This is a genomic window from Streptomyces beihaiensis (assembly GCF_026274175.1).
Classification (GTDB): Bacteria; Actinomycetota; Actinomycetes; order Streptomycetales; family Streptomycetaceae; genus Streptomyces; species Streptomyces beihaiensis.
Genome location: NZ_JAPHNL010000113.1, coordinates 37558 through 52782, shown reverse-complemented (window position 1 = coordinate 52782; position 15225 = coordinate 37558). Strand labels below are relative to the sequence as shown.

The 15225-nt window shown below is 70.1% G+C and carries 18 protein-coding genes; 11 read left to right on the top strand and 7 right to left on the bottom strand.

Annotated features, from left to right (window positions below; genetic code table 11):
• Complete coding sequence (locus OFY01_RS12945; RefSeq protein WP_266599406.1) at positions 1–468, top strand: GNAT family N-acetyltransferase; 468 nt, start codon at positions 1–3, stop codon at positions 466–468.
• 102 nt (positions 469–570) lie between these two features.
• Here the strand turns inward: OFY01_RS12945 and galK are convergent, their stop codons facing one another.
• The 3 genes from galK to galT are packed head-to-tail and all read right to left on the bottom strand — an operon-like array spanning position 571 to position 3834.
• Positions 571–1734 carry a galactokinase gene (gene galK / locus OFY01_RS12940; protein WP_266599404.1) on the bottom strand — a complete coding sequence of 388 codons (1164 nt, stop codon included), beginning with the start codon at positions 1732–1734 and terminating at the stop codon, positions 571–573.
• A gap of 13 nt (positions 1735–1747) precedes the next feature.
• Entirely contained in the window at positions 1748–2728 is a 981-nt protein-coding gene (gene galE / locus OFY01_RS12935; protein WP_266599402.1) for a UDP-glucose 4-epimerase GalE, read from the bottom strand.
• Complete coding sequence (gene galT / locus OFY01_RS12930) at positions 2728–3834, bottom strand: galactose-1-phosphate uridylyltransferase (protein WP_266599400.1); 1107 nt, start codon at positions 3832–3834, stop codon at positions 2728–2730. Before galT ends, galE begins: the two co-directional genes overlap by 1 nt.
• A 230-nt stretch (positions 3835–4064) precedes the next feature.
• Here galT and OFY01_RS12925 point away from each other — a divergent pair, with 230 nt between their 5' ends.
• From OFY01_RS12925 to OFY01_RS12915, 3 genes are all read left to right on the top strand, one after another.
• Positions 4065–5759 carry a sodium:solute symporter family protein gene (locus OFY01_RS12925; protein WP_266599399.1) on the top strand — a complete coding sequence of 565 codons (1695 nt, stop codon included), beginning with the start codon at positions 4065–4067 and terminating at the stop codon, positions 5757–5759.
• A gap of 18 nt (positions 5760–5777) precedes the next feature.
• The gene (locus tag OFY01_RS12920) at positions 5778–6080 is read left to right on the top strand and encodes a hypothetical protein (protein ID WP_266599397.1); all 303 of its coding nucleotides are present in this window, start codon (positions 5778–5780) and stop codon (positions 6078–6080) included.
• A gap of 191 nt (positions 6081–6271) precedes the next feature.
• Positions 6272–7600 carry an APC family permease gene (locus OFY01_RS12915; protein WP_266599395.1) on the top strand — a complete coding sequence of 443 codons (1329 nt, stop codon included), beginning with the start codon at positions 6272–6274 and terminating at the stop codon, positions 7598–7600.
• An 11-nt stretch (positions 7601–7611) separates the two neighbouring features.
• On the opposite strand, the gene OFY01_RS12910 is transcribed toward OFY01_RS12915, so the two are convergent.
• Positions 7612–8166: a YciI family protein gene (locus OFY01_RS12910; protein WP_266599393.1), complete on the bottom strand. Its 555-nt coding sequence runs from the start codon at positions 8164–8166 to the stop codon at positions 7612–7614.
• 331 nt (positions 8167–8497) lie between these two features.
• Positions 8498–8926, bottom strand: coding sequence for an ATP-binding protein (locus OFY01_RS12905; protein ID WP_266599391.1), 429 nt, complete (start codon positions 8924–8926; stop codon positions 8498–8500).
• Between the two features lie 246 nt (positions 8927–9172).
• On the opposite strand from OFY01_RS12905, the gene OFY01_RS12900 reads away from it, so the two are divergent.
• The 5 genes from OFY01_RS12900 to OFY01_RS12880 all read left to right on the top strand — a co-directional run bounded on the left by OFY01_RS12900 (position 9173) and on the right by OFY01_RS12880 (position 12029).
• Entirely contained in the window at positions 9173–10024 is an 852-nt protein-coding gene (locus tag OFY01_RS12900; protein WP_266599389.1) for a helix-turn-helix domain-containing protein, read from the top strand.
• A gap of 9 nt (positions 10025–10033) precedes the next feature.
• Complete coding sequence (locus tag OFY01_RS12895; protein WP_266599387.1) at positions 10034–10222, top strand: DUF397 domain-containing protein; 189 nt, start codon at positions 10034–10036, stop codon at positions 10220–10222.
• A gap of 80 nt (positions 10223–10302) precedes the next feature.
• A complete protein-coding gene (locus OFY01_RS12890; protein ID WP_266599436.1) occupies positions 10303–10554 on the top strand; it encodes a DUF397 domain-containing protein in 252 nt (83 codons plus the stop codon).
• Positions 10555–10660: 106 nt separating this feature from the next.
• Entirely contained in the window at positions 10661–10831 is a 171-nt protein-coding gene (locus tag OFY01_RS12885; protein ID WP_323135505.1) for a hypothetical protein, read from the top strand.
• Between the two features lie 145 nt (positions 10832–10976).
• The gene (locus tag OFY01_RS12880; RefSeq protein WP_266599385.1) at positions 10977–12029 is read left to right on the top strand and encodes an outer membrane protein assembly factor BamB family protein; all 1053 of its coding nucleotides are present in this window, start codon (positions 10977–10979) and stop codon (positions 12027–12029) included.
• Between the two features lie 13 nt (positions 12030–12042).
• On the opposite strand, the gene OFY01_RS12875 is transcribed toward OFY01_RS12880, so the two are convergent.
• Entirely contained in the window at positions 12043–12360 is a 318-nt protein-coding gene (locus tag OFY01_RS12875) for a cupin domain-containing protein (protein WP_266599383.1), read from the bottom strand.
• Between the two features lie 382 nt (positions 12361–12742).
• On the opposite strand from OFY01_RS12875, the gene sph reads away from it, so the two are divergent.
• Positions 12743–13732, top strand: a complete 990-nt coding sequence (gene sph / locus OFY01_RS12870) for a sphingomyelin phosphodiesterase (RefSeq protein ID WP_266599381.1) — start codon at positions 12743–12745, stop codon at positions 13730–13732.
• Here sph and OFY01_RS12865 read toward each other — a convergent pair.
• A complete protein-coding gene (locus tag OFY01_RS12865; RefSeq protein WP_266599379.1) occupies positions 13705–14412 on the bottom strand; it encodes a PIG-L family deacetylase in 708 nt (235 codons plus the stop codon). The two genes, sph and OFY01_RS12865, sit on opposite strands and share 28 nt — an antisense overlap.
• Before the next feature lie 160 nt (positions 14413–14572).
• Between OFY01_RS12865 and OFY01_RS12860 the strand changes: the two genes are divergently transcribed.
• Positions 14573–15151, top strand: a complete 579-nt coding sequence (locus tag OFY01_RS12860) for an OsmC family protein (protein WP_266599377.1) — start codon at positions 14573–14575, stop codon at positions 15149–15151.
• Positions 15152–15225 lie beyond the last annotated feature (74 nt).

Sequence of the window (15225 nt, the reverse complement as noted above, 5' to 3'; positions counted from 1 at the left end):
ATGGTGAGTCTCATGTTTCGCATTGCGACAGAAGTCGACAGAGAACGCCGTCTTCTGCTGCGCTCGCGGCTCCAGGAGGCGAGCGCGTCGGCCTCGGCCGAGCTGCGCGCTCTGCGCGGCACCCCCGCCGAGCGCGAAACCCCCTTGCAGGTCTGGGCGTTGGACCCCGAAGGCGCCGTGGCGGCGGGGCTCGACGGGCACACCTGGGCCCGCTGGCTGCACGTGGACGTGCTCTGGGTCGACGCACGCCACCGCGGGGCAGGGCTCGGCTCCCGACTCCTCGCGGAGGCGGAGCGCATCGCCCACAAGGAGCGCGCCTGCGTCAACTCCCGTGTCCAGACGTGGGACTTCCAGGCCCCGGGCTTCTACCGCCAGCACGGCTACGACGTGGTGGCGGTGGTCCCGGACTACCCGCCGGGCATCAAGGAGTTCACCCTGACCAAGCGGCTGGACCGCGGCACGTACTGAACGCCCCGCCACCGCGCCGCGGAGCGGCGGCACCGCGCGCTGATCAGCGGGCAGCGAGGCGAGCCGCGCACAGCACCCACCGCGCCGACCGGCCGACCGGCGTCAGCCCACCCGGTGCGCGCCCCGCGCCGGCACCGCCGGGAACACGCGCGGCGCCCGGTACCCGGCCGCGTCGAACGCGTCGAGCACCGACTTGGTGACCGCTTCGGCGTCGCCCTCCTCCACGAGGACGATCGCGGAGCCGCCGAAGCCGCCGCCGGTCATCCGGGCGCCGAGCGCGCCTGCGGCCTCCGCGGTGGCGACGACGAGGTCCAGTTCGGGGCAGGAGATGCGCAGGTCGTCGCGGAGCGAGACGTGGCCGTCGGTGAGGACCGGGCCGATGGCGCGCACGTCACCGGCGTCGAGCAGGGCGATGACCCGCTCGACGCGGTGATCGTCACGGACGACGTGGCGGACATAGCGCAGGACCTTCTCCTCCGCCCCCGCCCGCGCCAATTCCTTCAGCGCGTCGCCGAGTTCGGCGTACGGGACGTCACGCAGGTGCGAGACACCGAGGACGCGCGCACCCTCCTCGCAGCCCGCGCGCCGCTCCGCGTAGGCGCCGTCGCCCAGCTCGTGCTTGACGCGCGTGTCGACGACGAGGAGTCGCAGCCCGTGCGCGGCCAGGTCGAACGGGACCTGCCGGACCGTCAGGTCCCGGCAGTCCAGGTGCAGCGCGTGCCCCTCGGTGGCGCACGCCGACGCCATCTGGTCCATGACGCCGCACGGCACCCCGGCGAACACGTTCTCGGCGCGCTGCGCGAGCACCGCCACCTCGGGGCGGGACAGGCCGAGTGCGTACAGCTCGTTCAGCGCGTACGCCGTCACGACCTCAAGCGCCGCCGACGACGACAGGCCCGCGCCGGTCGGCACGGTGGAGGCGAGGTGGATGTCCGCGCCGGTGATCTCGTGGCCCGCGTCGCGCAGCGCCCATACGACACCGGCCGGGTAGGCGGCCCAGCCGCCCTGCCCGTAGGACGACAGCGGGACGAGCTCGTCGACGCGCAGTTCGGTGACGGGGGCGTCGATGTCGGCGGAGTGCAGGCGCAGCACGCCGTCCGTGCGCCGGGCCGCCGCGGCGACCGCGGTGTGCGGCAGCGCGAGCGGCATGACGAAGCCCTCGTTGAAGTCGGTGTACTCGCCGATCAGGTTGACGCGGCCGGGGGCCGCCCACACACCCGTGGGCTCGTATCCGTACAGATCACTGAACTGCGCGGCGACAGACATGAGTTGACGTTACCTACTTCTCCTGCTGGCGCGCCTGGGCGAACTCCCAGGCGTCGGCGACGATGCCCGCGAGGTCCGCGCGGGTCGGGTTCCAGCCGAGGCGCTCGCGCGCGGTGGCGGCGGAGGCGACGAGGACGGCCGGGTCGCCGCCGCGGCGCGGGGCGGTCACCTCGGGGACGGGGTGGCCGGTGACCTGTCGGACGGTCTCGATGACCTCGCGGACCGAGAAGCCGTTGCCGTTGCCGAGGTTGCAGATGAGGTGCTCGCCGGGGCGGGCGGCCTCGACGGCGAGCAGGTGGGCCTCGGCGAGGTCGGCGACGTGGATGTAGTCGCGCACGCACGTGCCGTCGGGCGTCGGGTAGTCGTCGCCGTAGACGGAGATGGCCTCGCGCTTGCCCGCCGCGACCTGGAGGACGAGCGGGATGAGGTGCGACTCGGGGTCGTGCCGCTCGCCGCAGCTGCCGTAGGCGCCGGCCACGTTGAAGTAGCGCAGGGAGACCGCGGCGAGCCCGTGCGCGGCCGCCTCACCGGTGATCATGTGGTCGACGGCGAGCTTGGAGGCGCCGTACGGGGAGGTGGGCGCGGTCGGGTCGGTCTCGGTGATCGGGGTGCTGACCGGTTCGCCGTAGGTGGCGGCGGTGGAGGAGAAGACGAGGGTGCGCACGCCCGCGGTACGCATGGCGGCGAGCAGTTCCATCGTCCCGCCGACGTTGTTGGCCCAGTACTTCTCGGGCTTCACGACGGACTCGCCGACCTGGGAGAAGGCGGCGAAGTGGAGCACGGCGTCGTATGTGGAGTCGAGCCACTTGTGGGCGTCGCGGATGTCGCCCTCGATGAAGGTCGCACCGGCCGGGACGCCCTCCCTGAACCCGGTGGAGAGATTGTCGAGGACGGTGACGTCGTGATCGGCCTCGATCAGGTGCTGCGCGACGACACTGCCGACGTATCCCGCACCACCCGTGACCATGTACTTTCGAGAAACGGCCTTGCCCATTACTTGCTCGCTACCTCTCGCAGTCGCTCGGCCGCGGCCTCCGGCGGCACGTCGTTGATGAACACGCTCATGCCTGATTCGGAACCCGCGAGGAACTTCAGCTTGCCGGATGTGCGGCGAATGGTGAAAAGCTCGAGGTGGAGGGCGAAGTCGTCCCGGCTGACGGACACGTCCCCGCCGAACTCCTCGAACCCGCCGAACGGCGCCTGGTGCCATGCGGCGATGTACGGCGTCGGCGGCCGGCCCGCGCCGCCTTGCCCGTCCTCCGCGCCGTCCCGCCCGTCGAAGATCCGGTCGAAGCGCCTCAAGAGTTCCAGATAGACCTGGGGGAACTCTGTGCGCGCGGCGTCGTCGAGGGCGAGCAGGTCGGGGACCTGGCGCTTGGGGTAGAGGTGCACTTCGTAGGGCCAGTGGGCGGCGTAGGGCACGAAGGCGACCCAGTGCTCGCCCTCGAGGACGATCCGCGAGCCGTCCGCGGTCTCCCTCTCCACGACGTCGGCGAAGAGGTTGCGTCCGCCGGTCTGCTCCTTGTGCTGGGCGACCGAGCGGAGCATGAGGGAGGTGCGGGGCGTGACGAACGGGTACGCGTAGATCTGTCCGTGCGGGTGCCCGAGGGTGACGCCGATCTCGGCGCCGCGGTTCTCGAAGCAGAAGACCTGCGCGACGGAGTCGAGGTGCGAGAGCTCCGCGGTCCGGTCGGTCCACGCATCGAGGACGAGCCCGGCCTGCTCCTCGGTGAGGTCGGCGAAGGACTGGTCGTGCTCGGAGGTGAAGCAGACGACCTCGCAGCGCCCGCAGTCACCGGCGAGCGAGGGGAAGCGGTTCTCGAAGACGACGACGTCGTAGGAGGAGTCGGGGATCTCGCTGAGCCGCTCCCCCCGCGAGGGGCACAGCGGGCACTCGTCGGCCGGCGGGTGGTAGGTGCGGCCCTGGCGGTGCGAGGCGACGGCCACCGAGTCGCCGAGCAGTGGGTCGCGGCGCACCTCGGAGGTGGTGACGGTGGGGTCGAGGGGGCGGCGGTCGACCGCGTCCCGGACGACGTCGTCGCGCGAGTCGTAGTAGATGAGCTCGCGACCGTCAGCCAGCCGGGTCGACGTCTTCTTCACGTCTGATGCTCCTCGCACCTGTCAGCAACAACCAAACACAACTCAACACAACAAAGCACAAGCCAACAGAGCCGTCAAGGGAGGCGCGGCCGTGATCACGGCGGAACGCGGACGGCGGGCAGGAGGTATCGATCACATACAAACAAAGAACGTCACGCAAACTGTTCACTTATTGAAGATGCGGGCGTAGGTTTCCGACTGATTCAGTTCGCGCAACGAAGCGAGATCTCATGCAGTCCCCCACACCGACCGCCTCGATACCGCTGGCCGCGGGGCTCCGGCTGCCCACCGACGGCCTCGACTACACGATCCTCGCGATCTACTTCGTCGTCGTCCTGGGCATCGGCTTCGCGGCCCGCCGCTCGGTCAAGACCAGCCTCGACTTCTTCCTCTCCGGGCGCTCGCTGCCCGCCTGGGTCACCGGCCTCGCCTTCATCGCCGCCAACCTGGGCGCCACGGAGATCCTCGGCATGGCGGCGACCGGCGCGCAGTACGGCGTCGCGGTCGTCCACTGGTACTGGATCGGCGCCATCCCGGCCATGGTCTTCCTCGGCCTGGTGATGATGCCGTTCTACTACCGCAGCAAGGTCCGCTCGGTGCCGGAGTTCCTCCTCCAGCGCTTCGACAAGTCGGCCCACCTGCTCAGCTCGGCGCTGTTCGCGTTCGCGGCGGTCCTGATCGCGGGGGTGAACCTGTACGCGCTCGCGATCGTCGTCGAGGCGCTGCTCGGCTGGCCGCAGTGGGTGGCGATCGTCGTGGCGGGCCTGTTCGTCCTCGTCTACATCACCATCGGCGGCCTGTCCTCGGCGATCTACAACGAGGTCCTCCAGTTCTTCGTGATCCTGGCGGCCCTGATCCCCCTGTGCGTCATCGGCCTCAAGCGGGTCGGCGGCTGGGGCGGCATGACGGACTCGCTGGAGTCCGCGCACGGCCACAACTTCCTGACCGCCTGGGGCGGCACCGGCATCGGCGACGCGAACCCGCTCGGCGCGAACTGGCTGACGATCATCCTCGGCCTGGGCTTCGTCCTCTCCTTCGGCTACTGGACGACGAACTTCGCGGAGGTCCAGCGCGCCCTGTCGGCGAAGAACCTGAGCGCGGCACAGCGGACCCCGCTGATCGCGGCGTTCCCGAAGATGTTCATCGTCTTCCTCGTCATGATCCCCGGCCTGGTGGCCGCGGTGCTCGTCCCGAAGATCGGCACGGCGGGCTCGGACCTCACGTACAACGACGCGATCCCGTACCTGATGCAGGAACTGCTGCCCAACGGCGTCCTCGGCATCGCGGTGACGGGTCTCCTGGCCGCCTTCATGGCGGGCATGGCGGCCAACGTCTCGTCCTTCAACACGGTGTTCACGTACGACATCTGGGCCAAGTACGTGAAGACCGACAGGCCCGACGGCTACTACCTGAAGTTCGGCCGCGCCATCACGGCGATCGGCGTGCTGCTCTCGATCGGCACGGCCTTCATCGCCTCGTCGTTCTCGAACATCATGGGCTACCTCCAGACCCTGTTCTCCTTCTTCAACGTCCCGATGTTCGTCGTCTTCATCATCGGCATGTTCTGGAAGCGCGCGTCGATGAAATCCGGCGTGTGGGGCCTGCTGGCAGGCACGACGGCAGCGATGATCAACTACTTCTGGATCTACAAGCACGGCGTCATCGGCATCCCCACCGACCAGGGCGCCAACTTCGTCTCGGCGATCGTCGGCTTCGTGGCGGGCGCGGTGGTCATGGTGGCCGTCACGCTCTTCACCGCCCCCAAGCCGGAGGCGGAACTGGCCGGCCTGGTCTACGGCACGACGGCCCCCGGCATCGAGGAGCCGCCCGCCGAGGGCGACGACGCCTGGTACCGCAGGCCGGCCCTGCTCGGCTGGGGCGCGATCGTCCTCGCGGCGCTGTGCTACCTCCCCTACTCCCTCTGATCGGAGGCCAGATCCCTCATGTCTGACAACGACAAGTCAGAATCCGAACTCCAGCACACGGTCTCCGAGCTGGAGCGCAAGTCCGCGACGGCGGCCCGCCTCTTCGACATCCGGCGCATCATCGGCGGTCTGTTCGTGGTCTACGGCGTGATCGTGACGATCGCGGGCATCACCGCCTCGGACGCGGACCTGAAGAAGGCCGAGAACGTCAACATCAACCTGTGGACGGGGCTCGGCATGCTGGCCCTCGGCCTGTTCTTCCTGGTGTGGCTGAAGCTGCGCCCCACGGCGCCGCCGACGCCGGAGGAGTCCGGCGAGTAGCGGGGTGCCGAAACCTGGAACGGCCGGGGTCCACCGCTGGAGAGCGATGGACCCCGGCCCCTTTCTGTGCCCCGATGGGCCCTGTCCGGCGGGTCAGCCCCCGGGATCTACTCGCGGACGGGACCATGAGGACGGGCCATGAAGAGGGGCCATGAGGACGGGATCACGGGGCCGTGACACGAGGAGTCCGGATGCCGGCAGCAGGCACGCGGGAGCATCGGACGGGCCTCGGGGTACCGGCCCTGGTCTCCATCGGAATCGGCGGCATGGTCGGCGGCGGCATCTTCTCGGTCCTGGGCCTGACCGTGCAGGTGGCGGGCGCGGGCGCGTACCTCTCGTTCCTGGTCGGCGGCGTCGTCGCGGCGCTCACCGGCGTCTCGTACGCGCTGCTTTCGGTACGGGTCCGCAGCCGGGGCGGCACGGCGGCGTTCCTCGACCGTTCCTTCGGCACGCGAGTGGCGGGCCCGCTCAACCTCCTCCTCTGGCTGAGCTACTTCGTCATGCTCGGCCTGTACGCCGTCGCCTTCGGCTCCTACCTGGCCGCGCTGCTCGGCCTGTCCGACGGCTGGCGCCGACTCCTGGGCAGCGGCGTCGTCGTCTGTTTCGCGGCGCTCAACATGGCCGGGGCGAAGGTGGTCGGCCGGGCGGAGTCGATCCTGGTCTACTTCAAGGTGACGGTCCTGCTGGTCTTCTGCGTCGGCGGCCTGGCCTTCGTCGACACGGCGCGGGTCGCCCCGTCGGCGTATCCGCACGGCGCCTCGATCGTCTACGCCGGCACACTCATCTTCCTCGGCTACGAGGGCTTCGAGCTGATCGCCAACGCGGCGGAGGACGCGAGGCAGCCGGAGCGCACGCTCCCCCGCGCCTACCTGATCTCCATCGCGGCGGTGATCGTCCTGTACGTCCTGGTGGCGTTCGTGGCGGTGGGCAACCTCACGTCCGACCAGATCGCCCACGACCGCGACTACGCCCTGGCGATCGCGGCGCGGCCCCTGCTCGGCCAGGCGGGCTTCTCCCTCATCGCGATCGCCGCGGTGGTGTCGACGGCGAGCGCGATCAACGCCACGCTGTACGGAACCGCCAAGTTCACGTACCTGATGGCCCGCCACGGCGAACTGCCCGAGCACCTGGCCGAGCCTGTCTGGCACCGCCCGATCGGCGGCCTCATCGCGACGACGCTCGGCACGCTCCTCATCGTCAACCTGGTCGACATCGAGGGCATCAGCCTGATGGGATCGGCCGGCTTCCTGATCGTCTTCGCCGCGGTGAACCTGGCCGCATCCCGCCTCCCGGACGCCCGCCGCGCGGCGAGGATCGCCGCCGGTTGCGGTGTGGCGGCATGCGTCGTCTGCCTGGCGGCCCTGACGGCGTACGCCGCCACCACGATCCCGCGCCAGCTCGCGGTGTTCGGCGCCATGCTCGCCGTGGCCGTGCTGGCCGAGACGGCGATCAGAGCCCGTGGCCGCGCGCTGCCGCCGGGGGCGGCGCCGCATGCGCCGAAGGGGGCGGGTGACAGGTGACCGGGAACGGCTCAGCGCCGCCCGCCGGGCTCCCAGGCGTGGACCTCGATGTGCGCGTACTGGCGCTCGGAGAGCACGGTCCGGGCGCGGTCCCCGTCCGGGGCACGCACCAGTGCCGCGGTGCCGAGCCGGAGCGCCCCGTCGTCGGACAGCAACAGCCCGTACGAGATCACGCCGTTCCAGCCGGGCGGCGGGGTCTCGTCGTCATGCTGCGCGCAACCGAAACCGAGCACCAGGTACCGGTTCCCTTCGTCGCCGACGCGGCCGCCGGGAAGCTCCCACATGGTGCGCCCCAGTACGTTGTGCCACCGGCGCAGCAGGACGTCCCGGTAGGCACCTGCCTGGTAGCCGGGCTCGTCGAAGGCGAAGGTCCGGGCGGCGGTCGCATCCGGCAGGTCGACGATGTGGAGGCTGCCGTGGAGAGTCTCGCCGTCATCGGCGAAGGTCGGCCCGCGCGCGATCATTTCCTTCTCGTACCGGTCCATGTAGGCCCAGTGCGCTTCGATCAGTTCGTCGCGCAACGGCCCGGAGCCGGGGCGATCACGGTGGTAGCAGAGGAACTCCATGGCCCGAAGCCTGCCCGGCACGGGGTATGGCTGGGAAGAGTGTCGCAGTTTTGCGTATAACTGCGACACTTTTCTAGGATGGGGGTCGGTTCGGTCAGTCGGTCACGGGGCGGAAGCGGTCGGCCGCGCCTTCTTGGCCTCGGGGTCCACAAGGTCTGCCTCCACAAGCATGGCCAGCACCGCCGCGCTCTCGGGTTCCGTCTGTTCCAGGGCTGCCGCTCCCGCTCCCAACCACCCTTCTTTCTCTCGCCCTTCTCCCCATGCGGATCAGCGCGGCCGTGTCCTTCTCGAAGAACCGGTGCATCGGCTCGTGCGGCGAACTGACCATGGGCTAAGCCGCGACCCTTCCGAGCTCGCACCACACGTACTTTCCGGTGTCCGGGCTCGTCGCGTACGGGTGCCAGCCCCAGCCGTCGGCGCAGGCCCGCACGATGTCGAGGCCGCGCCCCGCCTCGGTGTCGGGCGGCACGTGCAGCGGCGGGGCGGGCGGGTTCGGGTCGGCGTCCCACGCCCCGATCCGCAGAATCCCGCCGGACCAGCGCAGGCGGAGGGCGGCGGGGCCCTTCGTGTGCCGTACGGCGTTGGAGATCAGCTCCGTGGCGAGCAGTTCGGCCGTGTCGGCGAGGTGCGGGAGGCCGTGCGCGGCGAGGATGAGGCGCAGCGTGCGTCGACTGACCGTCACCGCCCGTGGGTCGTGGGGGATGTACAGGGCGTACTCCCAGGGTTCGGTGACGTACTGGTCCTGATCGTCTTTCGGCATGGCTGAACTCCGTTGGTCAGGCGGGATGTTGGGGCCGCTACGCTGCCGGTCTGTGAGTTGCGCGGGCGGTGGCCTGTCGCCCCGGCATGGCACGCCGAAGCAATGCGCTTCCGGCCCACTGGATGCGCAGCGTTCCAAGAACGTCACCGACGGTATTTCCTAAAATTAGGAGACCGCAAGCGGTTCCCGTATTCTGTCGCTCGAACGGGTTGTGAATCACCGGCAGTTGAGAGCAAAGAGGCCCCCATGCCGCCGAAGAGGCATCTCACCGCGCGGAGAGTGCGCCTTGGCGCTGAGCTGCGCAAACTGCGCGAGGCGGCGGGCATGAAGGGCCGAGAGGCTGCCGCGCTGCTCGGGGCCGACTCCGTCCAGATCAGTCAGATCGAGTCCGGTGTCGCGGGTGTGAGCGCAGAGCGCGTCCGTCGGCTCGCGGCGCACTACGCCTGCACGGATGCTGCCTTGATCCAGGCTCTGGTCGACATGGCGACGGACCGTACCCGGGGCTGGTGGGAGGAGTACCGAGGAGTCCTCCCACCGGCCTTCCTCGATCTGGCCGAGCTGGAGCACCATGCCTCGTTTCTCCACGAGGTCGTGATCACGCACGTTCCCGGTCTCCTGCAAACCGCCGACTACGCCCGCGCCATCTATACGTACATGGCGCCAGGTCTGCCCCGAAGCGAGGTGGAGCCCCGGGTGGAACACCGCATGGCACGGCGCACGGTCATCCAGGGCGCCAGCCCGACGCCCTACGAGACGACGATCCATGAGTTCGCGCTCCGAGTCCGGGTAGCCGACCGCCGCGTCGCTCGCACTCAACTGCTCGAAATCCTCCGGCAGATCGAGAACGGACACGTCGTCGTCCGGGTCATCCCTGTCGACCAGGACGACTTCGCCGGGGCCGGGGCGTCGATGCTGTACGTCGGCGGGCCACTGCCCCAGCTGGACACCGGGCTCCGCGACGCTCCGACCGGCACGGCGTTCATCGACGCAGAGCCTCAGCTCAAGCGTCTGCGCACACTGCTCCGTAAGGTAGAAAAGGCCACGTTGGCCCCCTCAGCGTCTACAGAGTTCATCCACCGCTTGTCCAAGGAACTGTGAGGCATCACGATGCACGAGGCCGTTCGCTGGCAGAAGTCCACGTTCTCCGACGGTGGAGACGGCAACACATGCGTCGAAGTCGCAGCCCTCAGCGACGCAATCCTCCTGCGCGAGAGCGACTGCCCTGACGTCGAACTCACCACCGCGACGACGGCGGTGGCCCACCTGCTCGCCGGCCTGAAGGCAGGTATGCAGTGACGCGGCAGCGGCAGAAGCCGTCGTTCCCCGGTGGCGGCGATGGCAACAACTGCGCGGAGCCGGCCTCCACCACGCGCACGATGCACGTGCGGGAGAGCGACGTCGCCGACGGCAACGCCATCCCCACGAACCTCGACTGGACCCGCGCCGCGCCCGAGGGCGCCGAAGGGGACGGGCCCTGGATCGAGATCGCGTTCGGGGACGGGGACCTGGTGTATCTGCGGGAGACGTCCGACCCGGCGAACGTCGTCACCACCACCCGAAAGAAGTGGGACGCCTTCGTACTCGGCGTACAGGCAGGCGAGTTCGACCACTTCGTGGAAGGCGTCTAGACGTCAGTCCTCTTGGGACATCCGCTTCGCCGGCGGCGAGGCGGCCAAGGGCTGGGAGCAGCTTGGCGCCCAAGCGGCGGTCAACGCTCGCGCCGCCTGGCACCTGATGCGGTCCGACCCTGCTCCGGCCACCCGCACCGAACGCCATCAGACGATGGACCGCTGGCAGATCGAGGCGACCTCCGGTGGGCGGATCTGGTACCTGCTCGACGTCGAACGCCACACCGCCTGGATCGACCTCGCCTCGACCGGGCATCCCAAAGCCACGGACCGCTGACTCAGCCGGCCCGAGATGCGACGAAATCGAGACCGCGTTCAGTCCGACCACTTCATCGAGGGGGCCTGGCAGGGGCCTGGCGCCAGCCGGGCACATATTCTCCTGACGTCATGGTGAGGCGCATCTGCATGCTGGGGGGCGGGGTATGGGCGAGGGCAAGACGCCGGATGCTGTGTGGGGGCGCGGTCGGCGATTGTGGCCGTTGCGGCTTACGTGGAGGGCGGGGCGGGAGCGTGACCGTGATGAGCGGGAGGGGCCCAGGGGCGGTTGGCTGACCGACGAGCTGGTGATCCGGGCCGACTTCGACCGGCTTCGGGCGTACGACCTCGGGACCGGCACCGTTCGTTGGACCTGGCAAGTGCCCGACCGTGATGTGCTCCTGGGCGCATCGCGGGACGTCGCGGACGGCGTCGTCCTGGTGGCGCATCACGACGACGGGTCCGGCTCCGACCGCGTGCGGGTCGCGGCTGTCGACGTCACCGCGGGTGAGCGGCTGTGGTCCAGGGAGTACTTCGGCTACCGCGATCCCGGCTTCGGGCCTTACGACTTCAATGGCAGCGATCCTTGTACGGTCCTCAGCGGACGGCATGTCGCGTCGGCGACCGGCAAGCATCTGAGATCGGTCGACGCGCGGGACGGTGCCGAGCTCCGGAGGGTTCCGCTGCCCGCCGAGGCCAAGGGTCTCGACCTGTGGGTGGCGTCCGTGGACCCGTTCGTCGCCGTGGGCAAAGGACGGGGCAAGCGGGGCGAGTGGCGGGTGTTCGTCGTCGACAGCCGTGGGCAAGAGGTGACGTCGGCGCCACTGTCCGGGCCGTACGACAGGATCCGGATGCCCGCCGCCGTCGTGGACGGGATGCTCGTGGCCCAGATCGCCCATCCGAACGACAGCGCAGACGCGACCATGGCGGACTACGAGAGGCTGCGGATCGGCGGATTCGACCTGTTCACAGGCGAGTTGCGGTGGAAGTGGAAGGCCGGGAAAATCGACTCCGTGCTGCCGCACCGCGGCCGCCTGCTGGTGCTCCACTCCTACGGCCACAAGATCGCCGTGCTCGACGCCCGCGACGGCCGTGTCATCGCCCGGCGCAGATTGCGCGGAAGCGGCCTGAACGCGGACCTCCGCGTGGCCGGTGACCGGTTCGCGGTGTTCGGCGGCAGCGCCGACCGCCACCCCCTGCGGGTCTTCCGCTGGCGCTGAGTCCGTCCCGCCGTCAGGACCGCCGCGGCCCCTCGACACCGAAGAGCGACTCCCCGCTGCCGGAGCGCATGACGATCAGTTCGGCCGGCTCCGACGCGGGGTTGGACTCGCGGTGGACCGTGTCCTTGGGGACGTAGACGAAGTCTCCGGCGCCCGCTTCCACCGTGGTCGTCCTCCCCTCGGGGCCGAACTCCAGCTTCAGCGCACCGGAGATCACGTAGACCACCGACTCCCACTCGCCGTGGTGATGCCAGCCGGAGACCGTCCCCGGCTCCGTGCGGACGAATCCCGACCAGGTGTGGTCGGTGGCGACAGCCTGTTGCCGGTCCATACCCGGAGTGTGCGGGCCCGGGACCCGTTGGCGGGGAGTGACGAGCCTGACCTGATCCTGACCGTGATCCTGCTGAAGGCTCATGACGATTCCTTCCGCTGGAAGAGCGCTCGCATTCACCTCGCATTTTAGTCCCGAACGGACAGCGTCACCGGCTTCTGGCACTGTCCGTGTTCACCGGGCCGCGACGGGGCGTTCACCTCGGCCCGGCAGTCTCCTCGGGTCATGTCCGACGGGTGGGCAGGAGGCCCGCGGGCTGCTTACATGAGCGTTGTTCAACTTTTGGTCGTGGCACCGCGGACGGCTTCGCCCGTGCGTGCCCGGCCGGTCTGCCCAGCTCCATTGCCCCGCGCCTTCGCCCGCCACCCCACCGGGAGCATTGATGCAGCAGCCTTCCCCCGTCCGGGGCGCCCTGGTCGCGCTCGCCCTCACCGCCGTCGCGCTCGGCACGGCCCGGCCCGCCTCCGCCTCCGTCGCCGACGGCCCCGATGCGCCGCGTCTCGACGTCATGACGTACAACACCTTCCTGATGAGCACCACGCTCTACCCGAACTGGGGTCAGGAATACCGCGCCGGGGCGATCGCGTCGGCCCCCGTCTTCCAGGGACACGACGTCGTCGTGGTCGAGGAGGCGTTCGACAACAGCGCCTCCGACAAGCTGGCCGACGGCGCCGCCGAGCACGGCTACGCCTACCGCACGCCCGTCGTGGGGCGGAGCCGGGACGGGTGGGACGCGACCGGCGGCTCCTACTCGTCACTGACGCCCGAGGACGGCGGGGTGATGCTGCTCAGCAAGTGGCCGATCCTGCGGCGCGAGCAGTACGTGTATCACGACGCCTGCGGATCGGACGCGCTGTCCAACAAGGGATTCGTGTACGCGGTGCTCGACGTGAACGGGCAGCGGGTGCACGTCGTCGGCACGCACACGCAGTCCGACGACTCCGCGTGCGCGAGCGGGCAGGCGGCGCGGGTCCGCAGCAGCCAGTTCAAGGAGATGAGCGCCTTCCTCGCCGCCAAGAACATTCCCGCCGACGAAGAAGTCCTGGTCACCGGGGACATGAACGTGGACTCCCGCAGCCCCGAGTACGCCTCGATGCTCACCGACGCGGGGCTCGTCGGCGCGGACTCGCGCACCGGGCACCCGTACTCCTTCGACACCACCGAGAACTCGATCGCGCGCTACCGCTACCCCGACGACCCGTCCCAGGACATCGACTACGCGCTCTTCCGCGCCGGGCACGCCCGGCCGTCCGGCTGGGACAACGACGTGGTGCGCACGAGCTGTGCGCCCTGGACGGTGCGCAGCTGGTGGAAGTCGTACACGTACACCGATCTGTCCGACCACTATCCGCTCGTGGCCCACGCCGGGTGATCCGTCCCGCCGCCGAGCAGCCGTACGTACTCCCTGTCCCCGGTCAGCTCCAGCCGCCGCCACAGCACCTGGTTGCCGGTCGACTGGCTGACGTGGCAGGCGATGGCGCGGGACTGGCGGGTCCGGGTGACCGGCGTGACGACATGGCAGTCGGACGGGGGACGGCCCACGAACGCCGTGCCGAACTCCGTGTTCAGGCGGTCCGCCACGTCCTCCGGGACCGTCCAGGCCAGGACCGTGGCGCCCGTCGTACGCGCCGCCAGCATCGCCGCCGCCGTGGCCCGCCGGTGGTCCGGGTGGCCGGTGACGCCCGCCGGGTCGAAGACCAGGAGGTGCGAGGGGCGGTGGCAGGCGGCCCACATGCGCTCCACCTCCACCACCAGGCGGTGCAGCGGGATTCTGCTCAGGGCGCCGTCCGGATGGTTCGACAGACGTACGGTCTCCACTCCCAACTCCGCGGCCGCGCACTCCAGTTCGTGGGAGCGGACGGCGTGCGGGTCACCCGGTACCGCGCGCAGCGTCGACGCCTCGCCGTGCGTGAAGCAGAGCACCGCCGTGGGCACGCCGGCCTCCGCCAGCCGCCCGAGCAGCGCGCCGAGGCCGAACGACTCGTCGTCCGGATGGGCCACCACCGCGAGCACGCCGCGTACTCCGTCAGGGATCACGGTGTGAGTGCTCATGCCTCCACTGTCGTGCGCCGCCCGCGGCCGCGGCATGGGCCGCAGGTCCCTGCCCGCGCCTGCGCCAGGGCCGAACGGACCGCCCCGTCGGCCCTCGCGCCACCGCCGCGTCCGCGGTCGACTCGGCAGTGAGGGGGCAGTGCAGAGAAGGGCGTCCGCCATGTCCGCCGACCACTCCACCACCGGCACCACCAGCACCACCAGCACCACCAGCACCACCAGCACCACCGACGCGACCACCACCGGCGGCACCGGCAGCACCTCCGCCGCCTTCGCCGGCACCGCCACCGCCACGGCGGCGCCCGGAGACGGTGTTCCGGCGTCCGTCGCGCCCGCGAACCGCCTCACCGTGACCTACATCGACCAGGACGCCTACTCCGTGAACATCCGCGGTCACCGTCTGCGGGTCGACCAGCCCGTGGACGCGGGTGGCCTCGACTCCGCGCCCACGCCCACCGAACTCTTCGTGGCCTCTTTGACCTCGTGCGTCGCCTTCTATGCGGGCCGCTTCCTCCACCGGCACGGCCTGCCGCGGGCCGGGCTCCAGGTGCGCGGCGAGTTCGTCATGGCCACCGACCGTCCGGCCCGCGTCGCCTCCGTACGGGTCGTGGTCGTACCGCCGCCGGGGCTGCCGCAGGAGCGCCGGGCCGCGCTGCTCGCCGTGGCCTCGCACTGCACGGTGCACAACAGCCTCGAACAGCCGCCGCAGGTCGACATCGGGTTCGAGTCGGCGTGGTAGGCCGCACAACGCATGAGTCCCACCCCGCCGCGGCGGAGTGGGACTCATGACCAAAGAGCGCCGGGCAGGCCTTG